At 72.1% G+C, this 22770-nt stretch carries 19 protein-coding genes and 1 tRNA gene; 13 read left to right on the top strand and 7 right to left on the bottom strand.

Features of this window, described 5'->3' with window-relative positions:
- Nucleotides 1–48: 48 nt before the first annotated feature.
- Entirely contained in the window at nt 49–699 is a 651-nt protein-coding gene (locus ACBJ32_RS27045) for an alpha/beta hydrolase (protein ID WP_375129089.1), read from the top strand.
- A complete protein-coding gene (locus ACBJ32_RS27050; RefSeq protein ID WP_375129090.1) occupies nt 692–1921 on the top strand; it encodes an acyltransferase in 1230 nt (409 codons plus the stop codon). The genes ACBJ32_RS27045 and ACBJ32_RS27050 overlap by 8 nt, the downstream gene beginning before the upstream one ends.
- On the opposite strand, the gene ACBJ32_RS27055 is transcribed toward ACBJ32_RS27050, so the two are convergent.
- The 3 genes from ACBJ32_RS27055 to ACBJ32_RS27065 form a co-directional block, all read right to left on the bottom strand.
- Complete coding sequence (locus ACBJ32_RS27055; protein WP_375129091.1) at nt 1885–3192, bottom strand: xylan 1,4-beta-xylosidase; 1308 nt, start codon at nt 3190–3192, stop codon at nt 1885–1887. The genes ACBJ32_RS27050 and ACBJ32_RS27055 overlap by 37 nt on opposite strands.
- A gap of 210 nt (nt 3193–3402) precedes the next feature.
- The gene (locus ACBJ32_RS27060) at nt 3403–4155 is read right to left on the bottom strand and encodes an SDR family oxidoreductase (RefSeq protein WP_357872837.1); all 753 of its coding nucleotides are present in this window, start codon (nt 4153–4155) and stop codon (nt 3403–3405) included.
- Between the two features lie 34 nt (nt 4156–4189).
- A complete protein-coding gene (locus tag ACBJ32_RS27065) occupies nt 4190–5215 on the bottom strand; it encodes a phosphotransferase family protein (RefSeq protein ID WP_375129092.1) in 1026 nt (341 codons plus the stop codon).
- Between the two features lie 153 nt (nt 5216–5368).
- Between ACBJ32_RS27065 and ACBJ32_RS27070 the strand changes: the two genes are divergently transcribed.
- Nucleotides 5369–6451 carry a GNAT family N-acetyltransferase gene (locus ACBJ32_RS27070; protein WP_375129093.1) on the top strand — a complete coding sequence of 361 codons (1083 nt, stop codon included), beginning with the start codon at nt 5369–5371 and terminating at the stop codon, nt 6449–6451.
- A complete protein-coding gene (locus tag ACBJ32_RS27075; RefSeq protein WP_375129094.1) occupies nt 6448–7593 on the top strand; it encodes a DegT/DnrJ/EryC1/StrS family aminotransferase in 1146 nt (381 codons plus the stop codon). Before ACBJ32_RS27070 ends, ACBJ32_RS27075 begins: the two co-directional genes overlap by 4 nt.
- Here the strand turns inward: ACBJ32_RS27075 and ACBJ32_RS27080 are convergent.
- Nucleotides 7571–8983 (bottom strand): PLP-dependent aminotransferase family protein, encoded by a 1413-nt coding sequence (locus tag ACBJ32_RS27080; RefSeq protein WP_375129095.1) that lies wholly within the window; start codon nt 8981–8983, stop codon nt 7571–7573. The genes ACBJ32_RS27075 and ACBJ32_RS27080 overlap by 23 nt on opposite strands.
- Nucleotides 8984–9054: 71 nt before the next feature.
- On the opposite strand from ACBJ32_RS27080, the gene ACBJ32_RS27085 reads away from it, so the two are divergent.
- The 9 genes from ACBJ32_RS27085 (at nt 9055) to ACBJ32_RS27125 (ending at nt 19432) form a co-directional block, all read left to right on the top strand.
- The gene (locus ACBJ32_RS27085; RefSeq protein ID WP_375129096.1) at nt 9055–9693 is read left to right on the top strand and encodes a pyridoxamine 5'-phosphate oxidase family protein; all 639 of its coding nucleotides are present in this window, start codon (nt 9055–9057) and stop codon (nt 9691–9693) included.
- 85 nt (nt 9694–9778) lie between these two features.
- A complete protein-coding gene (locus tag ACBJ32_RS27090) occupies nt 9779–12289 on the top strand; it encodes a serine/threonine-protein kinase (protein WP_375129097.1) in 2511 nt (836 codons plus the stop codon).
- Nucleotides 12290–12396: 107 nt separating this feature from the next.
- Nucleotides 12397–14037 (top strand): serine/threonine-protein kinase, encoded by a 1641-nt coding sequence (locus ACBJ32_RS27095; protein ID WP_375129098.1) that lies wholly within the window; start codon nt 12397–12399, stop codon nt 14035–14037.
- A gap of 22 nt (nt 14038–14059) precedes the next feature.
- Nucleotides 14060–15472 (top strand): hypothetical protein, encoded by a 1413-nt coding sequence (locus tag ACBJ32_RS27100; RefSeq protein WP_375129099.1) that lies wholly within the window; start codon nt 14060–14062, stop codon nt 15470–15472.
- Nucleotides 15473–15524: 52 nt separating this feature from the next.
- Complete coding sequence (locus ACBJ32_RS27105; RefSeq protein WP_375129100.1) at nt 15525–16625, top strand: DUF2510 domain-containing protein; 1101 nt, start codon at nt 15525–15527, stop codon at nt 16623–16625.
- Nucleotides 16626–16693: 68 nt separating this feature from the next.
- Nucleotides 16694–17287: an oligoribonuclease gene (gene orn / locus ACBJ32_RS27110; RefSeq protein ID WP_225268826.1), complete on the top strand. Its 594-nt coding sequence runs from the start codon at nt 16694–16696 to the stop codon at nt 17285–17287.
- A 68-nt stretch (nt 17288–17355) separates the two neighbouring features.
- Nucleotides 17356–17431: transfer RNA gene (locus ACBJ32_RS27115), tRNA-His, on the top strand.
- Nucleotides 17432–17618: 187 nt separating this feature from the next.
- Complete coding sequence (locus ACBJ32_RS27120) at nt 17619–17813, top strand: LuxR C-terminal-related transcriptional regulator (RefSeq protein WP_253758288.1); 195 nt, start codon at nt 17619–17621, stop codon at nt 17811–17813.
- A 398-nt stretch (nt 17814–18211) separates the two neighbouring features.
- The gene (locus ACBJ32_RS27125) at nt 18212–19432 is read left to right on the top strand and encodes an NAD(P)/FAD-dependent oxidoreductase (protein ID WP_357872813.1); all 1221 of its coding nucleotides are present in this window, start codon (nt 18212–18214) and stop codon (nt 19430–19432) included.
- 5 nt (nt 19433–19437) lie between these two features.
- Here the strand turns inward: ACBJ32_RS27125 and lat are convergent, their stop codons facing one another.
- The 3 genes from lat to ACBJ32_RS27140 form a co-directional block, all read right to left on the bottom strand.
- Nucleotides 19438–20706, bottom strand: coding sequence for an L-lysine 6-transaminase (gene lat, locus ACBJ32_RS27130; protein ID WP_375129101.1), 1269 nt, complete (start codon nt 20704–20706; stop codon nt 19438–19440).
- Between the two features lie 64 nt (nt 20707–20770).
- Complete coding sequence (locus ACBJ32_RS27135; protein WP_375129102.1) at nt 20771–21313, bottom strand: HdeD family acid-resistance protein; 543 nt, start codon at nt 21311–21313, stop codon at nt 20771–20773.
- 60 nt (nt 21314–21373) lie between these two features.
- Nucleotides 21374–22711 (bottom strand): serine hydrolase, encoded by a 1338-nt coding sequence (locus ACBJ32_RS27140; RefSeq protein ID WP_375129103.1) that lies wholly within the window; start codon nt 22709–22711, stop codon nt 21374–21376.
- Nucleotides 22712–22770 lie beyond the last annotated feature (59 nt).

Below are 22770 nucleotides of genomic sequence, written 5' to 3' on the forward strand. Positions count from 1 at the left end.
CTCCCAGGTGGGACGCCGGCGACGGGGCGTGATCCATAGGTTCGCCGCATGTCCCCCCGTTCGCGCCGCACCCCGCTCGCCCGCCTGTCCCTGCTCGCCCGGCTGCCCGTGCCCGCCCGGCTGCGCCGGAAGGTGTTCACCGCCGTCCTGGCCACGTCCGTGGTGGTGCCTCTGGCGGGCTCCGAGGTCCCCGCTCCCGCGCCGAACCGGCCGCCAGGGGGGCTGACCGAGGCCCGGTACGCCGCCGTCCGCCAGGGCATCCTGGCGGCCGAGCGGATGGCCGCCGGGCGCGGCCAGTCGCGCCGGGCCGCGGCGCTGCGCGCGATGGCGGAGCCGGGGCAGCGGTTCCTGTTCTTCGACGGGCGTGCCGGGGGGCGCTCCGCGGAGGTCTTCGGCGACCTGGCCGGGGCCGCGCGGGTGGCCGTGCTGGTGCCCGGCTCGGACACCGGCCTCGACACCTACGGGCGCGCTCCCGTCTGGGCCGCCCGCGGCACCCGGGACTGGATCGCGAACGTACCTCACGTGCAGCTCCGGCTGCCGTTCCTCACCCTGGGGCTCGGCCTGGACCCCGTCTCCCCGTCGTCCGGCGCGCGCGTCTTCGCGGCGGGCGACGGCGGTCACAGCGACTACCTGCGGCCCGGCTCCCTGTTCCTGCGCAACGCCGCCGCGATCGTGTCGGGGGTGGCTCCGGATGCGTGACCTGCTCGAACGCGTCGAGACGGCGACCCCGGCGGATCGCGATCGCGGGCTGGACGGGCTGCGCGCGCTGGCCATCCTCGGGGTGGTGCTCGGGCACTGGCTGGTGACGGCCCTGGTGACCGACAGCGGCACCGTGCGCGCCGCCAGCCCGCTGCGGGAGCTGCCCCAGCTCGCGCCCGTCTCCTGGCTGTTCCAGACGCTGGCGGTGTTCTTCCTGGTGGCCGGGATGGTGGCGGCCCGCGGCGGTGCCGTTCCCGGCTACCGGGTGTGGCTCGGGCGGCGGCTGGCGCGCCTGTTCCGGCCGGTGGCCGCCGTGGTGCTGGTGTGGGTGGTGATCGCGGTCGCGATGCTCGCCTGCGGTGTCGCGCTGGGGAGCGTGACCTCGCTGGCCAAGCTGGTGTGGTCGCCGCTGTGGTTCCTGCTGGTCCTCGCCGTGCTGACGGCCGCGACCCCGCTGGCCGCCAGGCTGCATCCGGCCTGGCCGCTCGCCGTCGTCACGCTGGTGGACCTCGTCCGGTACGGCCTGGACGGCCCCGCCTGGCTCGGCGGGGTGAACGTGGTGGCGGGCTGGGCGGTGCCTTACTGCCTGGGCTTGTCCTGGGGACAGGGCGGCGGCGCGCTGGGACGGGTCGGGGGCGGTCCAGGCGGCGCGCTGGGACGGGTCAAGGGCGGTACCGGCGGTCTGCCGGGGCGCGGGACCGGATGGGCGCTGCTGCTCGGCGGGACAGGCGCCACCGCCGGGCTCGTCCTGGGGGCGGGTTACCCGGCGGCCATGGTGGGCGTGCCGGGCGCGGAGATCTCCAACCTCGACCCGCCCACCCTCGCGGCCGTCACCTTCGGCCTGGCCCAGTGCGGAGCGGCCCTGCTGCTGCTCGGCCCCCTGCGCCGGATCCTGCGGCGGCCGGTGGCCTGGGCCGCCGTCGCGCCGGCGAACCTCTCCGCGATCACGATCTTCCTCTGGCACCAGACCGCCATGATCGCCGTCACCGCCCTCGGCCTGCTCGTCGGCCAGGCCCTGCCCGGCCTGCACACCGCCCCGGCCTCGGCCGGCTGGGTGGTGGCCAGGCTGGCCTGGTTGCCGGTGTTCGCCGTGGCGCTGGCGGCGTGCTGGGCGGCCTTCCGCGGCCACGAGCGCCCGCGCCGCGGCTCGCGGACCGACACGCCCCCGCCCCCCGGCTCACGGACTCACGCGCCGCCGCGCCCCGACCACTTGATCTCGTAGGGCCGCAACGTGACCTGCCGCCCGTCAACGGTGGCGGAGACCTCCTGGTCGGAGGTGTTCACCATCACGACCTGGCTGGCCTGGCCCATCGCCTTCACCTTGGGGTCGGAGGTCTGCACCTCCTGCACCTCCACCCCGGCGGGGAACCACTTGGTGAACCCGCTGAGCAGCCCCGCCATGGGCAGCTCGCCACCCACCTTGGGCCCCCAGAGGCACCCGGCGCACTCGCCCTCCCCCTTCATCTGCGGGTTCCAGTAGAGGGCGGTGGTGACCCCGCTCTTGGCGAACTCCATGAGCGCGGCCGCCTGGACGGCGGTGCGCTTGTCCTCGCTCCACTGCGAGTTCTCCGGCTCGACGTACCACTCGGCCCACCACACCGGCAGGTCGCCGCTCTCCTGCCGCAACCACGTGGTGATGGCGCTGAACTTGGCCTGGGCGGCGAAGTCGTTCGGCACGTTGCCCTTGTCGTTGGTCATCGAGGCGCCGTCCACGACGATGAAGTCGGCGCCCTTCTTGTGCTCGATCCAGTACTTGACGGCGTCCAGCGCCCGCTGGTCCACCGTGCCCCAGGGGCCGCTCAGCTCGGACGGGCCCTGGGCGCGCGCGGTGCTGCCGATCGGCACGTAGGGGCCGCCGACCTGGATCTCCTTGTTCACCTTCTTCAGCGCCGTGTAGACCTTGTTGTACAGCTCGGTGTACGCCTCGGCGTCCCACCGGTTGGTGGCCGGGTCCCAGAAGCCCTTGAACTCGTTCCACACCAGGTAGTGCTTGACCGTCGGGTACTGCTTGGCCACCCGCACCGCGAGCCTGGCGAAGTCGTCGAAGTGCTCCCTCTCGGGGGCGACCGTGTGGTTCTTGCTCCAGTCCGTACGCCCGGCCTGCCCGCCCTTCATCCAGTCGGGCGCGCAGCAGAGCGTGATCACCGGGACGCCCCGCGAGGACGAGATGAACGTCATCCGCCGGTCGAGGTCGACGAAGTTGAACTGCCCGGGGCTGGGCTCCGGGTTGCCGACGCCCCAGCCCATGATGTGCTGGTTCTGCAGCATGGGGACCCGGCCGAGCACGCCTCTGGCCTCGTCCGCGACGGCCTGCGGCTCGTTGTCGGCGCTGTACTGCGTGTGGGTGACGCCCCAGCGCGGCCAGTTCTCCAGCGGCGGAGGCTCGGAGAGCTGGGGCGCGGGCTCCGTGGGCACCTTCGTGGCCACCTCGCTGCCCTTGAACACGCTCCGCTCCTGCGTCCGCATCGCGGCGTACACCATGATGCCCGCCACCAGTACGACCGCGAGAATGCCGGCTCCAAGTGCGATCGGCCATGGCGATCGTCGGCGCGCGTGTCGGCCGTCGGTCGGAATCACTGAACGCTCCTCATCCTCGCGAGACGTTGGGGGAACCACGAACCTACAAGGTCCGCGAACGTACAAGGGCTGGACACAAGTCCAGCCCTCTTTACGCTAATCGTCCCGCTTGCAAGCCGCTTGCCGTCAATCTTCGCGTGGCGGCCGCTGCCCTCCCGCCGGGCCGGGTACGCCGGCGTAGCGGTACGGGACAGGCTGCCGGCCCGGCTGCACGATGAGGAGCGTGCCGGGAGTCTCGGCGTAGAAGGCGGATTCGACGGCGGCGGCCACGTCCTCGGCGTTGAGCAGCGGGAAGCCGGCGTTGACGAACATCTCCCGCGCCTCGGCCACCAGCGGCGTGTCGGTGAAGCCGGGGCAGACCGCGCCGATGCGTACGTTCTGCGCGGCCAGCGGCTCGGCCAGCGCCCTGACCAGGCCGACGACGGCGTGCTTGGTCATCGTGTAGATCGGGTCGCCGGAGAAGGCGGTGAGCCCGGCCAGCGACGAGGTGACGACGATCGCGCCGCCGCCGGAGCGCAGCAGCAGCGGCATGGTGGCCCGTACGCCGAAGACGACGCCGTCCATGTTCACCCCGACGACCTGGCGGTAGCGGGCGAGGTCGAAGTCGGCCAGGTCCACCCGCCCGGAGATGCCGGCGTTGAGGTGGACGAGGTCGAGCCGCCCGTACCGCTGCTCGGCCAGCGCGACGGCCTCCAGCGAGGCCTCCTCGGTGCTGACGTCGGCGGCCAGCCACGCGCCGTCCAGCTCCTTGGCCAGCCGCTCGACCCCCTCGCCGTCCATGTCGACGAGGACGCACCTGACGCCGCCCGTCGACAGGCGCCGGGCCACGGCGGCGCCGATGCCGCTCGCGGCTCCGGTGATCAGTGCAACAGTGCTCATGACGCTCCTTGCGGGGGATGGAGGGGCGAGGTGGTCAGTGCTGGTCGAGCATCCGGTGCGCGCGGGCGATCAGAGTGGGCACGGCCGCGCCGATGCGGTCGAACCCCTCTCCCACGGTCTTACCCTGCCGGAAGCGGGCGTGGATACCCTCCACGATGACGGCGAGCTTGAAGTTGCCGAAGGCCACGTAGAACCCGAGGTCCGCGATGTCGCGGCCGGACACCTTGGTGTAGTGGGCGGCGAACTCCGCGGCGTTCATGAACCCGGGCGCCACCGTCACGTCCCCCGCCACCGGGATGCTCGCCCGCTCCTCGTCGCCGCGATCGTGCCAGTACGTCAGCGTCAGCCCCAGGTCGGCCAGCGGATCGCCGAGCGTGGACATCTCCCAGTCCACCACGGCCGCGATCTCCAGGTCCCCGAGCCGCAGCAGCGTGTTGTCCAGCCGGTAGTCGCCGTGCACCAGCGTGCCCGCCGCCTCGGCGGGCAGCCGCTCCCGCAGCCGCGTCACGAGGTGGTCGTAGTCGGGCAGGTCGGCCGTCTTCGACCGCTCCCACTGCTGGCACCACCGGTCGAGCTGCCTGGCCATGTACCCCTCCGGCCGCCCGAAGTCGCCGAGCCCCACCTCGCGGTAGTCCACGGCGTGGATGCCGGCCAGCACCTCGGCCAGCCGTTCCGACAGCCGCCGCGTCTGCTCGGGCGTCCGGTCGCCGAGCTGCTCCCGGCTCCGTACGGCCTCCCCCTCGACGTGCCCCATGAGGTAGAACGGCGCGCCGATCACGTCCTCGTCGCCGCAGAACGCGACGGGCTCCGGCACCGGCACGGGAGTCGGCGCGAGCGCCGAGATGACCCGCCACTCGCGGCGCATGTCGTGGGCGGTCGGCAGCACGTGGCCCAGGGGCGGGCGGCGCAGCACCAGCCGGCGTTCCCTGGCCTCGACCAGATAGGTCAGGTTCGACCGGCCGCCGGAGATCAGCGAGACGGACAGGGGCTCGCCGGCGTCGGGCACGTTCCGGCCCATCCAGGCGACCAGCTGGGGGTGGTCGATGCCAGGTACGGTCATGGTCACACATTAGAACGTCACTCGGTCCTGAAGACATACTGGGAGTTATGTAACGTTCCGGAGCTGCGGCTATGGCATCGCGTGAGATCCTTTAATGTGGCAGTACACCCTGGCCCTCAGCTTGCCCGGAGAGTGTGCTGACAGTAGGAGCCCATGCACGTCACCCTTGCCCTACCCCGTGAGCTGGGCGAATCCGAAGTGTGCCGCTGGCGTGCCCTGCAAGAAGCGGACAACGCCTTCGACAACCCCTTCCTGTCCCCAGAATTCACCCTTACGGTGGGCGAACTCCGAGATGTCGTACGTGTCGCCGTCATCCACGACGGCCCCGAGATCGTGGGATTCTTCCCCTTCGAGCGACATCCTCTCGGCATCGGCAAGCCGGTCGCGGCCGGGCTCACGGACGCACAGGGCCTCGTGCACGTCAAGGACGTGCGGATCCACCCGCTGTGGCTGCTGAAGCAGTGCGGGCTGTCGGTGTACGAGTTCGACCACCTGGTCTCCGGGCAGCCGCTGCTGAACGCGCGCCACGAACGATTCCCGTCCCCGATCATCGATCTTCGCGACGGCTGGGACAACTACACACAGTCACTTCGCAAGCACTCCGGCAAGACGTACAAGACCACCCTGGCCAAGTCGCGCAAGCTGCAGCGCGAGGCGGGCCCGCTGCGCCACGACTACGCGACCACCGACGTGGAGCCCCTGCGCACGCTGCTGGGCTGGAAGACCGACCAGTACCGCCGCACCGGCCGCGCCGACCGGTTCGCCCACCCGTGGATCGTGGAGCTGGTCGAGCGGCTGCTGGCCACCCAGTCCGACAGCTTCGCCGGGGTGCTCGACATGGTGTACGTGGACGGCCGCCCGATGGCGGGGCATTTCGGGCTGCGTACGCGTACGACGCTGGCCGGCTGGTTCCCCGCCTACGACACCCATTTCGCGAAGTACTCCCCCGGCCTCATCCACCACCTGGCCATGGCCGAGCGCGCCTGCCAGGCCGGCATCGAGATCATCGACATGGGGCGGGGCGAGAAGGAGTACAAGGACAAGCTCAAGAACGGCGAGCTGGAGGTGGCCGAGGGCCGGGTGGCCAGGATCGGCCCGGCGGCGGGCGTGCACTGGGTGATGCGGGTGCCGGTACGCAAGACGCGTGCCACGGTCATGGCCAACCCGATACTGCTCAAAACGGCGGACAAAACCTTGAAAACGTATGGAAGACTGCGTACCGTCCTACAACGGTGAAGTACATCGCAGAGCGAACGGGCCGTCACTGCCTGTCGCTGCCGTCCAACCGTCTGGGGCTCTACCTGGCACTACGCCACTGGTGCCTGCCCGGGCAGCGGCTGCTGATGTCCCCGATCTCCGCCGACGAGATCCTCTTCCTCGTGCTGGCCGCCGGGCTGATCCCGGTGATCGCGCCGCTGTCCCCGCGTGACGGCAACATCGACGTCGCCCGGGTGGACCTCGACACCGTGGACGCGGTCCTGACCACCAACCTGTACGGCCTGCCCGACGACGCCCCCGCCTTCGCCGGGAAGATCCTCGTCGAGGACGTGGCGCACGCCATGGAGAGCGACCTCGGCGGCCGCCCGCTGGGCGCGTTCGGGCACGCCTCGGTCTTCAGCCTGTCCAAGCACCCGGGCGCGGGCTCCGGCGGGGTGCTCACCGTCGAGGCCGAGTCCGACCTGCGGGCCCTGACCCGCGCCCGCGACGAGCTGCTGACCCGCGGCTCCCTGCGCGCCGACCTGTGGAGCGTGGCCACCTCCACGGCCCGCCAGGCGGCGCTCAAGCTCGACCTCGTCCGGCCCGCGCTCAAGCTCATGCGCCGCCTCGGCATGCAGGAGCCCCGCGAGGGCTACCGCATCCCGGTGCGCGCCGAGGAGCTGGAGCTGGCGCTCAAGCAGGCCCCCTCGCTGCCGCCCTTCGACCCCTGGGTACGCGCCGACCTGCACCACTACCGCGCCCGCCGCGGCCCGCTGGTCCGCTGGTACCAGGAGCGGCGCCTGGCCCGGGTGCCCCGCGACCGGGCGCGCCGGCTGGCAGGCGTGCAACGCCTGGCCGAGCTGCCCACGGTCGCGCCCGCCGTGCTCGACGACCTGTCCCGGCCGCTGTTCCGGGTGCCGCTGCTGGTCCGCGACAGGGACGCGGCGATCGAGGAGCTGGAACGGCACGGCGTGTCCACGGGCTACCTGTACGACCCCGCCTACGACGACTACGCCCCCGGCTACACCGAGCACTCCCACGACCCCGCCCCGGCCCGCTGGTGGGCCCGGCACGTGCTGCCGGTGGATCCGATGTACACCGCCCGCTCGCTGCCTGTCCTGCGCCGCCTGCGACCGCCCACGACTGGGCCGGCTGGGCCTACGACCGGGCCTCGCGGATGAGCTCGGCGACGATCTCGCAGCCCCTGCGCACGTCGGCCAGCGAGGCGGAGCCGTACCCGATCACCAGGCCGTGCAGCCGGGTGCGCCCGTGGTGGTGGTGCTCGGTGGAGTCGAGCATGACACCGCGCTGCCCGGCCCGCTCGACCACGTCCGGAACCAGCGCCGCGGGCAGCTCGGCCAGGACGTGCAGCCCGGCCGTGTCGCCGCGCAGGCGGCAGGCTGGGCCGAGGATCTCGACGACGGCGGCGCGGCGGCGCGCGTACTCCAGGCGCATCCTGCGCAGGTGCCGGTCGATGTCGCCGCGCTCCAGGAGGGTGGCCACGGCCTGCTGGACGGGGCCGCTGGTGCGGTCGGCCACCGCCCAGCGCAGGGCGGCGATCCTGCTCACCAGCTCCGGCTCGCCCACCAGCCAGCCCACGCCCACGTCCGGGGCGAGGATCTTGGACAGCGTGCCGAGCAGCACCACCCGCGAGGGGTCGAGGCCGTAGAGCGCGGGCAGCGGGGCGACGTCGTAGCGGAACTCGGCGTCGTAGTCGTCCTCCACGATCGTCGCGCCCGTGCTCCCCGCCCAGGCCAGCAGCCGCTCCCTGCGCGGGATCGGCAGCCGGCCGCCCAGCGGGAACTGGTGGGCGGGCGTGGTGTAGAGCACGCGCAGATCCCCCGGCAGGCCGTCCACGATCACGCCGTCCTCGTCCACCGGGCAGGGCACCACCTCGGCGCCCCTGGCGGCGAACACCGTGCGCGCCACCCGGTAGCCAGGGTCCTCCACCCCGGCCCTGGCACCCGGGCCGAGCAGGGCCATCGCGCAGAGGTCGAGCCCGTTGCCGGTGCCGCGGGTGACCAGGATGTTCTCGGGGCCGACGGCCATGCCCCTGGCGCGCCTGAGGTGGTCGGCGAGCAGCTCGCGCAGGCGCGGCAGGCCGTGCATGTCGGGCGAGTCGCCGGGTGGCAGGTCGGCGGCCCTGCGCCAGGCGCGCTTCCACGCCGCCCGGTCGTAGTCGCGCACCCAGGGGGCGCCGGAGGTGAGGTTGATCAGGCCCTTCGGCGGCTGCCTGGCCGGCACGTACGCGCCCCCGGCGGGCGGCCTGGGCGCCCGCTCCATGCCGGCCTCGCTGCCCGTCTCGACGCCGATCTTGATGTCGGCCACGAACGTGCCGGATCCGTGCCGCCCGTCCAGCCAGCCCTCGGCGTAGAGCTGCTGGTACGCCTCCGTCACCACGGTCCTGCTCACCCCGAGCTGGGCGGCCAGGGCCCGCGTGGACGGCAGCCGCTCTCCGGACGCGAGCGTGCCGTCCAGCATGGCGCCGCGCAGCCAGGTGACGAGCTGCGCGGTGAGAGGTTCGGCCGAGTCGCGCGAGAGGGAGACCGGCAGGTCAACATGGGTACGCATGGAAGTGGTCTCTTGAAAGGGGCTGGTAGTGGCCCTACAGGATAGGTCCACTTCGTCGTTACCGTCGAATCATGCTCTCCACCACACCACGCACCACGCTGGGCCGCTCGAAGGAACGCGGCAGCACCGACAGGGACAACCTGTACGAGGTGCTCGACACGGGCCTGATCTGCCACCTGGGCGTGGTCGTGAACGGCCACCCCATGGTCGTGCCCACCGGCTACGGGCGCATCGGCGACACCCTCTACCTGCACGGCTCCACCGGCGCTGCCTCCCTGCGCGCCGGCGAGGGCACCGACGTCTGCGTCACGGTCACCCACCTGGACGGCATCGTGCTGGCCCGCTCGATCTTCCACCACTCCGTCAACTACCGCTCGGCCATGATCTACGGCACGGCCCGCCTGGTGACCGACCCCGACGAGCGCATGGCGGGGCTGCGTGCCCTGGCCGAGCAGCTCGCGCCCGGCCAGTGGGACTACGTGCGCCGGCCGTCGCGCAAGGAGCTGGCCGCCACGGCCGTGCTGGCGCTGTCGCTGGAGGAGGCGTCGGTCAAGATCAGGCGCGGCGCGCCGAAGGACGAGGAGGAGGACTACGACCTGCCGGTGTGGGCCGGGGTGCTGCCCCTGGTCACGAGCTGGGGCGCACCCGAGCCGGATTCGGTGCTCCCAGAAGGTATCGAGGTACCGGTTCACATCCTCCATCGGGAGTAGTTCCATAAATCCGGAACCACCTGGAAAACCTGACTCCTTGATCGTACGTCTCATCAGGTGGGCCGGCTCCTGATGGGAGAGGCAAATGGAGTGGAGCGCTCCCGGTTATACCGAGATCAACCAGCTAGGGGCAGGCGCGAGCGGGCGCGTGGTGCTCGCCGTGCACGACGAGACCGGCGTCAAGGTCGCGATCAAGTACCTGTCCCAGGAGCTGCTGCGGGATCCCTCCGCCCTGGCCAGGTTCCAGTCGGAGGCCCGGCTGCTCACCACGCTGCGCGATCCGAACATCGCCACGATGTGGGAGTACATCCAGGACGACGGCGGCGCGGCCATCGTGATGGAGCTGGTCAACGGCGTCTCGCTGCGCGCCCTGTTACGCGAGAGCGGGACGACCGAGCCCGAGGCCGCGCTCGTCGTGCTGAAGGGCTCGCTGCTGGGCCTGGCCAGGGCGCACTCCATGGGGCTCGTGCACCGGGACTACAAGCCCGAGAACGTGCTCGTCCGGGACGACGGGGCCAGCAAGCTCGTCGACTTCGGCATCGCGGTACGCCAGGGCACCGCCGTCCACCCGGAGGGCACTCCCCCGTACATGGCGCCGGAGCTGTGGGAGGGCGGGACGGCCTCCCCCGCGACCGACGTGTACGCGGCCACGGCCGTCTTCTTCGAGTGCCTGACCGGGCACCGGCCGTACCGGTCCACCGAGCCCAGCGTCCTGGGGTACCAGCACGTCCACGCGCCTGTGCCCTTCCACGACGCGCCGGAGCCCGTACGCGACCTGATCCGGCGCGGGCTGGCCAAGGACCCGGCGCGGCGGCCCGACGGGGCGCTGACGTTCGTGACGGAGCTGGAGGCCGTGGCCGCGGCGGCGTACGGGGAGGACTGGGAGGAGCGGGGGAAGCGGCGGCTGGCCGCGCTCGTGGCCCTGCTCGCCCTGCTGCTGCCCACGCCCCAGCCGGCCCCGCCCGAGACCGCCACGTCGCTGGCCAGGACCGTGTTCGACCGCGTGCGCGGGAGGCTCGGCGAGAGCGCGCGGCGCATGGCGCGCACGAACACCCGGCGGCTGGCCATGGGCGGCGCGGTGAGCGCGGTGGCGGCCGTGGCGGTGGTGATCGTCCTGGTCAACAGGCAGCCGCCCGAGCAGCCGGTCGGAGCGGCGGTGGCCGTGCCGCCGAGCCGGATCGCGACCGCGCCGGTCGCCGGGACGCCGAGCACGGAGGAGCCCGACCCGCCCGGATCCTCGCCTCCCGGATCCTCGCCTCCCGGATCCACGGATCCCGAGTCCTCGCTCCCGGAGCCCGGCCTCACGCCCCAGGTCGTACCGCAGACCTCGCCGGAAGCGGACCCGCCCGATCAGGACCGGGAGACCTCCCGGCCGCGGCCTCCGGACGGCACCACCCGCCCTGCGACGAACCGGCCCACCACCAGCGCGCCCACCACCCCTCCCACCACCCCTCCCACCACACCTCCCACCACCCCCTCCACCACACCCCCCACGACGCCGTCCACCACGCCGCCCACGACACCCTCCACGACGCCGCCCACGACACCTCCGACCACGCCGCCCACCACTCCGCCCACCACGCCCACCACCGAGGAGCCGCCGCCGGTCACCTCTGTGCTGGCCGTGACCGTGGGCGAGCTCACGATCGGCGAGAACGGCGTGGCCGCCGGCACCATCGGCCTGCGCACCAGCGGCACCGGCGCCGTCACCGCCATCGCGACCTGGACGGCGACCGGCGAGGCCGGCCGCACCGAGCGCGTACGCCTCAGCGGCGCCGGCGCCTACAGCCAGCGGCTGACCTGGCCGTTGGGCGAGCGCCCGTGCGGCAAGACGGTCACGCTGACCGTCACCACCTCCCCCGCGCCCGCCGGCGGCCCCCGCTCGGCCTCCCTGACCCTGCCGGCCTGCCCGACCAGGGTGACCGCGCTGAACGTCACGCTCAACCTGCCCGCCGCCCCCGCCCGCACCGCCACCGCGCGGGTCCGGGTCACGGCGAGCGGCACCGGCGAGATCCCGGTCAGCGCCCGATTCTCGGTCGACGGCGACCCGGTCTCCGCCCGGTCCGCGACGTTGTCGGGGCGCGCTTCGTACGACGAGACGTTCAGGCATGCCTTCAGGGCCCGCCCCTGCGGCTCGACGCTGTCGGTGCAGGTGAGCGCGGGCGACAGGACCGACACCGCGCGCGTCTCCGTGCCCTGCCCGCCGCAGGTGCGGCGGGTCGCCATCGGCGAGGTCGGCACCAGGGGCGGGCTCAGCGCGCCGGTCAGCGTCACCACGGGCAACACCCAGCCGGTACGGCTCACCGTCCGGTTCAGGGCCGGCGAGTCCACGAGCACCCGGACGGTCACCCTGTCGGGCGAGACCTCCTACACCCGGACCCTCGGCCACGAGGCGCGGCTGCCCTGCGGCACGAGCTGGTCCGTGACGGCCTCCACCGCTCCCGCGGCGGCCAACGGCACCGCCACCCGCAGCGGCACCACGCCGAAGTGCCCGGAGGAGGAACCCACCAAGGAACCCACCAAGGAGCCCACCAAGGAGCCCACGAAGGAGCCGACGAAGGAGCCGGACCCTGACTCCCCAGGCACTGTTGAGTGACATTTCTCCAGTTGTCGTATATCGGTAGCGGGAAAACGGTTCCCTCTGGTTAAGCTACGGACCGTTTGATGAGGGTGGGGGCCCACTGAACTCCAGAGGAGTCCGTTATGCACGGGAATGGGCCATGGGGGGTCCCCGGCTACACCGAGGTGCGCGAGCTCGGCTCGGGCGCGGCCGGTCGGGTGGTCCTCGCCAGGCGTGACCACGACGGCGCGGAAGTCGCCATCAAGTACCTCAGCGACGAGCTGAGAGCCGACGTCGGGTTCGTCGCGCGGTTCCGGCACGAGGCCCGCTTGTTGGCCACGCTGCAGAGCCAGTACCACGCCCGGCTGATCGACTACGTCGAGGCCGGGCAGGGCGCCGCCATCATCATGGAGCTGATCAACGGCGTGTCGCTGCGCGAGCTCCTCAGGTCCGAGGGCCCCACCGGGCCCGAGGCGGCGCTGACCGTGCTCAAGGGCTCGCTGCTCGGCCTGGCCTCGGCGCACGCGATCGGGGTCGTGCACCGCGACTTCAAGCCCGAGAACGTCATGGTGCGCGGCGACGGCACCAGCAAGCTCGTGGACTTCGGCATCGCCGTCCGGGTCGGGGAGGACGCCAACGCCGCGGGCACGCCGCCGTACATGGCGCCCGAGCAGTGGTCGGGCTCTCCACCGAGGCCCGCGACCGACGTGTACGCGGCCACCGTCGTGTTCTTCGAGTGCCTGACCGGCATGCGCCCCTTCCGCGCGCCCAACATGGCGGCGCTGGCCCGCCAGCACCAGAGCGCGCCGGTGCCGGTCGACGAGGTTCCCGGGCCGCTGCAGGGGCTGGTCGAGCGCGGCCTGGCCAAGGACCCGGCCGAGCGGCCACCCTCGGCCGAGGCGTTCCTGACCGAGCTGGAGGCCGTCGCGACCGAGGCGTACGGCCCCGACTGGGAGGAGCGCGGACGGCGCCGGCTGGCGGCCCTGGCGGGCCTGCTCGTGCTGCTCTTCCCCAGCGCGCTGGAGGAGCCGGCCGAGACGCAGACCTCGCTCGCCGAGACCCGCTTCGCCGAGCCGACGCGGCTGCTGAGCAAGCTCCCCGCCAAGCTCGCCCTGGCAGGAGTCGGCGTCGGCGTGCTGGTCGCGGCGATCGTGGTCATCCTCACCGCGGGATCGGCCGAGCCGGTGCTGCAGGCGGGGACCAGCACGGTCACGCCGGCCACCACGGAGGCGTTCACGCCCGAGCCCGAACCTGACGAGACGGTGCCCGAGGAGACCGCCGAGCCCACCCTCGACCAGACCACTCCCGATCCCACCCCGACGGACTCGGCCACCGCCGCGCCGCCGGTCGCCCAGCCGACGACCGCCACGCCCACCAGGACGGCCACCCCCACCCCGGTGAAGACGCCGCCCAGGACGAGGAAGCCCACCCCGAGCCGCACGCCCACGCCCACGCCCACGCAGACCTCCGAGCCGGAGGCGAGCGGCGAGGTGGAGGACCGTACGCCCTCCACCAGGCCGACCACTCCGCGCGCGACCCGGACCCCGGTCCCGGTGCCCCCGACCCCGACCCCGACGCGCACCACGTCCTCACCCACGCAGACCCCCACGAGCGGGGGGACCGAGGAGCCGGGCGGCGGTCAGGAGCCCACGCTCACGCCCGAGCAGCCGCGACTGGCGGCCGCCGGCGCGCTGCTCGCCCTGGGCCTGGTGACGACGGGCGCGCTACCGGTCACACTTGCGGTGAGGCGCCGCATGGCGGGACGCCACAGAAGGAAGCGCTAGACGCGGCCGGGGGGCAACGGCGATGGACAACCCTGGAAACGGTATCGCCGGATTCCGGCTCACCGAGCACACCTGGATGACCGAGCTCGGCAACTGGATCGACGCCATCTCGCCCGACGGCCGCAGGGCGGGCGCCCTGCTGTTCGACCCCAAGGTCATCGGCCTGCCCGGCGTGCGCGACCGCGTCGTGCAGGCGGTCATGACCGATCAGCGGCTCGTGCTGGCCGGGCTGACCGGGCTGATCCCCGTGGCCGACGTGGTCGCGGCCGGCGACCAGGTGTGGCTGCTCACCGCGCAGGCGGTCAGCCCCACCCTGGCCGACCTGATGGCCGCCGCGCCCATCGACCCGAACGGGGCGGCGTCCCTGCTGGTGGAGACCGCCCAGACGTTGCTCGCGCTGCACGCGGCCGGGGTCACGCACGGCTCGGTGCACCCGGGCACGGTGGTGATCACCGCGGAAGGCGTCTCGCTGCTGTCGGAGCGCGGCCTGTCCGACGCCATCCACGCCCGGGTCTCGCCACGCGAGCGGGACGCGGCGGGCTGGGCCTCGCTGGCCCGCGGCCTGGCCGCCTCCTTCGGGCGCGGCGCGCCCGAGCCGGCCGAGCTGTTCGAACGCGTCGCGGCCACCGCCCAGACCCTGGGCCTGGGCACCGCCCGCGACCTGCTGGTCAACGAGCGGGGGCGGCTGCCCGGCGGCAGGATCAGCAGGGACGGCCTGGCCAGGGCGGCACGCGGGCGGTCGGCGTTCGCGCAGGCGCCGTCGTACGCGCGGGCCCCGGTCCCGACGCCGCGGGACGAGGGCGACATCGTCACGCTCCTGCGCGTGCCCGGCCAGTCGGCGGGGCCGCTCCGGTCGGGGGCCGGCGTCGGCACGCAACCGCAGGGGCCGCCGGCGGGGCCGCTCCAGTTCGGGCCCGGCGTCGGCACGCAGCCGCAGGAGCCGGAGACGCCGGCCCAGCGGATCTGGCGGGAGGGGCGCGGCGAGGTCTCCACCGTGCACCGCCCTGGCGGGCGCCCGGCCAAGGCGTCGCGGGCGCGGCGGCGGCGGACGATCCTGGCCACGGCCGTCTTCGCCGTGATCATGGCGGGTGCGATCCTGGCCTGGTTCAGGCTGGGCAGCGCGCCGGACCTGGCGGTGAAGTCGATCAACGTGGTGGCGCCGAAGAAGACGCAGGGCTGCGGCAGCGCGGTCGTGATCACCGGCACCGTCGTCACGAACGGGGCGCCCGGGGAGATCACCTATGAATGGCGCAAGAACCTGGACAAGGAAGTCGTCAAGGGAACGCTGCGCACGAAGGCCGGCCAGACGTCGTACGCCGTGCCGCTGAGGTGGACGTTGCAGGGCAGGAGCAGCGTCAAGGCCACCGCGACGCTGCGGATCATCACGCCGGGACCGGTGATCACCGACAAGGCGAGCTTCACGTACAAGTGTTGATCGCGGCTTCCGCCCATGCACCTCAAAGCGATTTCTTACTAATCTGGCGAACATGACCACGCAGACCCCCGCGGGCTGGTACCCGGACCCCTACGGCGAGCCCCAGCTCCGCTGGTGGGACGGCAACCAGTGGACGGACGCGACCCATGCGCAGGAGCAGGGTGCCGCCCAGCCCCAGCCGTCCTCCGGGCCCCAGCCCCCGTCGCAGCAGCAGCAGCTCCAGCCCCAGTCCGGCCCCGGCTGGGCGGCGACACCGGCGAACCCCACGGCCCAGTTCGGCCAGCCGACGTACGGGCAGGGAGCCTACGGCGCGCCCACCGCGCCCACCCAGCAGCAGCAACAGCCGCCGCAGTGGGGCGGCGCGCCGCTGCCTGGCCCCGGCTACGGGCCGCCGCCCAAGCAGAGCAACCCGCTGCCCTGGGTGTTCGGCGGGCTGGCGGCGCTGCTCGTGCTCGCGTTGATCGTGGTCGCCGGGATCTTCTTCCTCAACAGCGGCGACTCCGGCAACACGGCGCAGCCGAGGCGGTCCGACACGTTCGAGCCGCAGCCGCCCCCCACGAACGAGCCCTCGCCGCAGCAGCCCCTGCCCAGCCAGGGCGGCGAGTTCCCCCAGCCGGCCGACGGCACCGTCACCGACCCGCGCGCCGGCGTCTCCTTCCAGGTGCCGGACGACTGGAGCGTCGCCGTCCCCGCCGAGGTCAACAGCGGCAGCGCCACCGACCAGCAGTGGACCGCCGGGGTGAAGGCCGTCTCCCACGACAACTACCAGGGCGAGAGCGACTGGATCGGCAACGTCTACACGGGCGTGCTGAACGAGCTCTACCCCTACAGCGGCGTCGCGGGCATGGGCGACACGGCCAAGGCCGTCTTCGTGCACTTCTCCACGCAGTACTACCAGCTCGCGCACGAGAGCAAGGTCGTCGCCGACAAGGCCATGAAGATCGGCGACCGGGACGCGTGGGTGCTGCAGTTCGAGCTCGACTTCACCAAGATCTCGGAGGAGAACGACTTCAAGTGGAAGAAGGAGAACGGGGCGATCGTGCTGATGGATCGCGGCGAGGGCCAGAGCCCGGCGATCATCTACGTGAGCGTTCCTGACAATCTCGGCACGGACGTGGTCGGCAAGGTTCTCAGCTCGCTCAAGCCCGCCTGACCGGTGGCACTAGGCTGGTGGGGTAACAAGCGGGCGGATTGCTCCGAGCCGCTGGGCGAGGAGATCGTATGAGTGACTTGCTGGTCTGGATCGACTGTGAGATGACCGGGCTCGACCTGAGCCGCGACGCGCTCGTCGAGGTGGCGTGCGTGATCACCGACAGCGAGCTCAATCAGCTTGACGAGGGCGTCGACGTGGTCATCAAGCCGCCGCCGGAGTCGCTGGAGCAGATGTCGCAGGTCGTACGCGAGATGCACACCGCCTCGGGCCTGCTGCCCGAGCTGGCGGGCGGCGTGACGCTGTCCGAGGCGGAGTCGCTCGTGCTCGACTACATCCGCCGCCACGTGCCCGAGCCGAAGAAGGCGCCGCTGTGCGGCAACTCGATCGGCACGGATCGCACGTTCATCGCGCGCGACATGCCCGGGGTGGATGCGTATTTGCACTATCGGATGATCGACGTCTCGTCGATCAAGGAGTTGGTACGCCGCTGGTACCCGCGGGTCTACTTCGCCGCGCCCGAAAAGCAGGGCGGACACCGGGCTCTGGCCGACATCACGGAGAGCATCAGGGAGCTGCGTTACTACCGCGCGGCCATCTTCGTCGGGCAGCCCGGACCCGATTCGACCACGGCCAGAGCCCTGGCTGAGCGTGTCAGCGGTTAATCGGGTGGCGTAAAGACTCCCGAATCCCGCTACACTTTTCCTGTGCCACCACACAGCGGGTGGCCATGGTGGGTGTAGCTCAGTTGGCAGAGCGCCAGGTTGTGGTCCTGGATGTCGAGGGTTCAAGTCCCTTCACTCACCCCAGGGCGAACGGCCGGTCCTTCAGGACCGGCCGTTCGCGTTTTCTCCCGGGCAACGGCCCCAAATCATGACAATGCGGGTTATGCTCGCTGTCTAACGCTAACGCCGGCAGCACGGGGGCCATCGGCGATCTGACAGTCTGCGCGCCCCCGGAGGCCGGATGAGAGTCGACGACGCAGCTTTCGATAGCGTGTTCACGTCCCTGAGCAAGCGCGAGGCCGAGGTCATGGACCTGATCGCCACCGGTCAGTCCAACGGGCAGATCGCGCAGCGGCTGTTTCTCAGCGAGAAAACGGTCAAGAACCACGTCAACCGGATCTACGCCAAGCTCGGCGTGGACTCCAGGGTCACGGCCATCGGGCTCTGGCGGTCGCGGCGGCAGTAGCGATCGGTGACGGCGTTCACCGTTCCTCGGGCGCGTGGCCGGCCGCGAGGCCACCCCACCACGCCCCACCACCTGCCCGCCCGCCGGGCTCGCCACGGTCGCCGGGCACACTGCGGTCGCCGGGCACACTGCGGTCGCCGGGCACACTGCGCGCTGCCGTGCGGGCCGCCTTGCGTCTTGCGCCGGGCTGCGCCGCACGCCGTCCCGCCGACGCGGCGCCAGAAGCCGACCCCGCCAGGGCGGCAAGCCGCGCAGGGAGCGCACGGAGACCGCAGCGCACGCGCTTCTCCGCCCCGTACGGGACCGGACGTTCCGGGCGCTTTCCGGCCCGCGCGTGTTTAAGAGAAGCTGGCGGTGCCATTGACATCCATGAGCCCGTTGAGGGGGAAGGAGAGATCATGGTGCACAGAGCGCGGGTCGTCGTGGTGGGGGCGGGTTTCGCCGGGCTGGCCGCGACGAAGGAGCTGGCCAGGAGCGGGGCGCTGGTGACGCTGGTCGACCGCAACCCGTACGCCACCTTCCAGCCCCTCCTCTACCAGGTGGCCACGGCCGGGATGGGCACGGCGGACGTGTCCTATCCGATCAGGACGTTCGCCGCGAAGTGGCCGAACGTGCGGGCGCGCCGGGCCGCGTTGAGCAGGATCCTGCCGGACAAGCGGCGGGTGGAGTTCGACGACGGTGGCGCGCTCGACTACGACTACCTCGTGCTCGCCACGGGCGTCACCACCAACTGGCTGAAGGTGCCCGGCGCGCCGGAGAACGCGCTGCCGATCTACTCACTGGGCGACGCGGCCGTCCTGCGCCGGCGGTTGCAGCACTACCTGGAGGACACCGCGGCGGGGCGGCGCGAGAGCACGCACGTCGTGGTCGTCGGGGCGGGCGCGACCGGCGTCGAGACGGCGGGCACGCTGGCCGAGCTGCGGCGCAACACGCTGCCGCTGACCCACCCCGAGGTGCGGCCGGACCAGACGAGCGTGACGCTGGTGGAGCGCTTCGAGTACGTGCTGGCGCCGTACAAGCCGCGGCTGCGGGACTCGGCGGCCAGGGCGCTGCGCAAGCGGGGCGTGGACCTGCGGCTGGGCGCCACCGTCGCCGGCGTGGAGCCGGACGCGGTGCTGCTGGAGGACGGCACGCGGCTGCAGAGCGACGTGACCGTGTGGGCGCTGGGCGTCACCGCGCCGCCCGAGGTGAGCTCGTGGGGGCTGGAGCAGGGCAAGGGCGGCCGGATCACGGTGACGGAGACGCTGAACGTGCCGGGGCGCCCGGAGATCTTCGTGGTGGGCGACCTGGCCGGCGCGCCCCACGCGCTGCCGCAGCTCGCGCAGCCGGCGATCCAGATGGGCAAGCACGTGGGCAGGCAGATCGCCGCGATGGCCAAGGGCGGGCAGCCGCGGCCGTTCTCGTACCGGGATCCGGGGATCATGGCGACGGTCGGGAAGGCCGAGGCGGTGCTGCAGCTGGAGAACGGGCTGACGATGCGCGGCCTGCCCGCCTGGCTGGTGTGGATCTTCATCCACGTGGCGTACCTGCTGGGCGGGCGGAACCGGGTCAGCGTGCTGCTCAACTTCTTCTGGCGCTACGCCGGCCCGCACCGCAGCAGGGCCAGCGTCACCCAGTAGCGGGCCTACAGCGCCGCCGACAGCGCGGCCAGGCCGTGGTCGAGGTCGGGCTCGGGGATGTTCAGCGCGGGGCGCAGGCGTACGGATCTGGGGCCGCAGGGCAGCACCAGCACGCCGTGCTCCTCCCGCAGCCGGGTCACCAGGGCGTCGCGGGCGGCCTGGTCCGGCAGGTCGAAGGCGCACATCATGCCGCGGCCGCGCACGTTCGACATCGACCGCGGGTGCTCGGCCTCCAGCTTGGACAGGCCTTCGAGCAGCGCGTCGCCCGAGGTGGCGGCGCGGGCGATCAGCCCGTCACGCTCGATGATCTCCAGGATGCCCCGGCTGCGCACCATGTCCACCAGGCCGCCGCCCCACGTGGAGTTGATCCGGCCGCTCTGCTGGAACACGTTGCCGGGCACCTCGTCCACCCTGCGCCCCGCCATGATCCCGCCGACCTGCACCTTCTTCGCGAACGCCACCACGTCGGGCTCCAGCCCGAGCTGCTGGTAGGCCCACGCGGTCCCGGTCGTGCCGCCGCCGGTCTGCACCTCGTCGAGGATGAACAGCGCGTCGTGCTGGTGGCACAGGCGCTGCATGGCCTGCAGGAACTGGGGCCGCATGTGGTTGTCGCCGCCCTCGCCCTGGATGGGCTCGGCGATGAAGCAGGCGATGTCGTGCGGGTGGCGCTCGAACGCCTCACGCGCCTGCGCCAGCGCCCGCTCCTCGGCGGCCTCGACGTCGCCGAAGTGGATGGCGGGCACGTCGATCCGCGGCCAGTCGAACTTGGGGAAGCGGTCGGTCTTGCCCGGCTCGGTGTTGGTCAGGCTCAGCGTGTAGCCGCTGCGGCCGTGGAAGGCCTTCGTCAGGTGCATGACCTTGGTGCCCAGGTCGCGCGACCGGCCCGCGGCCTCGTTGCGGCGGCTCTTCCAGTCGAAGGCGGTCTTCAGCGCGTTCTCGACGGCCAGGGCGCCGCCCTCGACGAAGAACAGGTGTGGCAGGGCGGGGTCGCCGAGCACGCGGACGAAGGTGTCGACGAAGTCCGCCAGGTGCTCGGTGTAGATGTCGGGGTTGGCCGGTTTGTTGCGGGCCACCTGGCCGAGCAGCCGGACGTGGTCGGGGTCGAAGGGCGGGTTCACGCCGAGCGGGGCCGAGGCGAAGAAGGTGTAGAAGTCCAGGTAGCGGCGGCCGTTCCGGGCGTCGACCAGCCAGGAGCCGCGGCTGAGCTCCAGGTCGAGCACGAGTCGGTAACCGTCGACGAGCAGGTGGCGGGCAAGGCGGGTGTGTACGTCCATGGCACCTCCACGATGGGCGGAAGCCTGGCATTCCTCTTGAGGAACACGGCTATATATACAAAATTTACGGCACACCAGCCCTCGGCGTGAAGTTCTTCACGCGAAGGGACAACGCAATCATGGCGATGCCGTACAGGATCGCGAAGACGCCGATGAGCCAGGCGAGGCTGAGCAGGCCCGCGCCCGGCCAGACGAGCAGCAGCACACCGAAGATCACCGACAGCGCGCCGCCGACGATGAACATCCACTCGTTGTCGATGAGCTTGCGCAGGTGGATGCCGGCCACGATCTCGGAGACACCGGTGAAGATCGCCCAGAAGGCCACGACGTAGAGCAGGGCCAGGGAGGTGATGCCGGGCCAGACGAGGGCCACGATGCCGGCGAGGATGCCGACGACGCCGGAGACGATGAGCCAGGCCCGCGACCGGGCGCCGTGCCGGAATCCGGCGAACAGCTCGGAGAGGCCGCTGACGAGGGCGTACGCGCCGAAGAAGATCACCAGGACGAGCAGCGTGAGTCCCGGCCAGATGAGGGCCAGGACGCCGAAGACGACGGCGGCCAGCCCTCTGACGAGCAGCAGCCACCACGATTGAGAGATTTCCCCCATGCTGGTCTACTTTCCGGCTCCTGCCCGGAAAGAGACCAGCAGCGGGTCAAATGTCGGTGATCAGGACCCCTTCACCAGAGCGAAGGCGCCACGGGTCACCGCGAGCTGCTCCAGCCCCACGTGGGCGGCGATCGGCGCCCCCGGGTCGATCGCCATCGTGGTCACGACGTACGCCTTGCCCTGCGCCGTACGTGCCATGAAGCTCGTGTCCGAGACCCCCGGCTCCGACCCGCCCTTGAACCACACGGCCGGCCACTGGGCCCTGTCCAGCCCGAGCCCCCCGTCACTGATCGACATGATCTCGCCGATCCGCCGGTCGCCCGCCTTCACCAGTCCCGCGTACGCCCGGCACACCTCGTTCGGCGAGGCGTACCACTCCAGGGAGTCCAGCTCGCGCGGCGCTGTCCACATCTCGAACTTCGACAGCGGCGCCTTGGCCACGACCTTCTCCAGGTAGGCCCGCTGCTTGGCATCGTTCAGCGACAGGAACCGCTTGGCGTGGCGCGGGTAGTCCACGCCCTTGAGCACGAACAGGTCGCGCGTGGTCATGAACGGCACGTTGCGCTTGTCGTGCACGCCCCAGGCCCGCATCGTGCGCTCGACCGCCTTGCGGCCGACCTTGTGGATCAGCAGGTCGGTGGCCGTGTTGTCGCTGATGGAGATCATCAGCTTGGCGGCCTCCAGCACGGTGACCTTGCTGCCGTCGGGCCGGTTCTGCAGCTCGCCCGTCGGCAGGCTCTTCAGCTCAGGGGTGATCGTGAGCCGGGTGCCCCAGCCGAACGCGCCACTCTTGATCCGCTCGGCCACCGCGCCCAGCACGTACAGCTTGAGCATGGACCCCAGCGGCTTGCGCTCACCGGCGGCGACGCCGTGCACGGGACGGCACCGGCCGTCCGGGGTCAGCTCGGCGGCCAGGAAGCCGGTCCGCGGGGAGAGCCCGCGGAGCCGCTCGTCCGCCTCGGCCCAGGTCCGCGGGTCCGGCGCCATGAACCGCAGGCCGTTCATCAGGCCGGCGGCGTCCACGCTGAGCGCGACGTCGAACGCCGAGGCGCCCATCAGGACCCGGGCCAGCAGTTGCCGGTCCTGCGACACCTCGACCCGCTCCAGCTTCAGGTCCTTGAAGGTCGTCAGCACCTGGTTGAGCTGCGCGGGCGGCACGCTCTTGAGGAAGTCGGCGGTGAAGTGCCCGGCCAGCTCGTCCTCCGCGATCGGCGCGCGGGTGGACGCGTCGAGCAGCCAGCCGAGCTGCCGGCCTGCCGGGGTGTCGGGGACCTCGGGCGCGGTGGCGATCGCCGTGTCCGTGGCCTGGGCCGGAACCGGCTGGCTGACGCAGGCCGTCATGGCGATCGCCGCCGCGGCCGCCGCGAGCACCCGGACAGGCGTGGACGGAGTGTGCATGAGAGGGCTCCATTCGCAGAGATCGGCTTCGTCCTCCCAAGCGAACTCCGGCGGGCGGG

Source organism: Nonomuraea sp. GTA35 (assembly GCF_041950525.1).
Lineage (GTDB): Bacteria > Actinomycetota > Actinomycetes > Streptosporangiales > Streptosporangiaceae > Nonomuraea.

Excerpts from the sequence above, each read along its gene's own strand:
- ACBJ32_RS27045 (WP_375129089.1), top strand. The coding sequence starts at position 49 with ATGTCCCCCCGTTCGCGCCGCACCCCGCTCGCCCGCCTGTCCCTGCTC.
- ACBJ32_RS27050 (WP_375129090.1), top strand. The coding sequence starts at position 692 with ATGCGTGACCTGCTCGAACGCGTCGAGACGGCGACCCCGGCGGATCGC.
- ACBJ32_RS27060 (WP_357872837.1), bottom strand. The coding sequence starts at position 4,155 with ATGAGCACTGTTGCACTGATCACCGGAGCCGCGAGCGGCATCGGCGCC.
- ACBJ32_RS27065 (WP_375129092.1), bottom strand. The coding sequence starts at position 5,215 with ATGACCGTACCTGGCATCGACCACCCCCAGCTGGTCGCCTGGATGGGC.
- ACBJ32_RS27070 (WP_375129093.1), top strand. The coding sequence starts at position 5,369 with ATGCACGTCACCCTTGCCCTACCCCGTGAGCTGGGCGAATCCGAAGTG.
- ACBJ32_RS27080 (WP_375129095.1), bottom strand. The coding sequence starts at position 8,983 with ATGCGTACCCATGTTGACCTGCCGGTCTCCCTCTCGCGCGACTCGGCC.
- ACBJ32_RS27085 (WP_375129096.1), top strand. The coding sequence starts at position 9,055 with ATGCTCTCCACCACACCACGCACCACGCTGGGCCGCTCGAAGGAACGC.
- ACBJ32_RS27090 (WP_375129097.1), top strand. The coding sequence starts at position 9,779 with ATGGAGTGGAGCGCTCCCGGTTATACCGAGATCAACCAGCTAGGGGCA.
- ACBJ32_RS27095 (WP_375129098.1), top strand. The coding sequence starts at position 12,397 with ATGCACGGGAATGGGCCATGGGGGGTCCCCGGCTACACCGAGGTGCGC.
- ACBJ32_RS27100 (WP_375129099.1), top strand. The coding sequence starts at position 14,060 with ATGGACAACCCTGGAAACGGTATCGCCGGATTCCGGCTCACCGAGCAC.
- ACBJ32_RS27105 (WP_375129100.1), top strand. The coding sequence starts at position 15,525 with ATGACCACGCAGACCCCCGCGGGCTGGTACCCGGACCCCTACGGCGAG.
- orn (WP_225268826.1), top strand. The coding sequence starts at position 16,694 with ATGAGTGACTTGCTGGTCTGGATCGACTGTGAGATGACCGGGCTCGAC.
- ACBJ32_RS27125 (WP_357872813.1), top strand. The coding sequence starts at position 18,212 with ATGGTGCACAGAGCGCGGGTCGTCGTGGTGGGGGCGGGTTTCGCCGGG.
- lat (WP_375129101.1), bottom strand. The coding sequence starts at position 20,706 with ATGGACGTACACACCCGCCTTGCCCGCCACCTGCTCGTCGACGGTTAC.
- ACBJ32_RS27135 (WP_375129102.1), bottom strand. The coding sequence starts at position 21,313 with ATGGGGGAAATCTCTCAATCGTGGTGGCTGCTGCTCGTCAGAGGGCTG.
- ACBJ32_RS27140 (WP_375129103.1), bottom strand. The coding sequence starts at position 22,711 with ATGCACACTCCGTCCACGCCTGTCCGGGTGCTCGCGGCGGCCGCGGCG.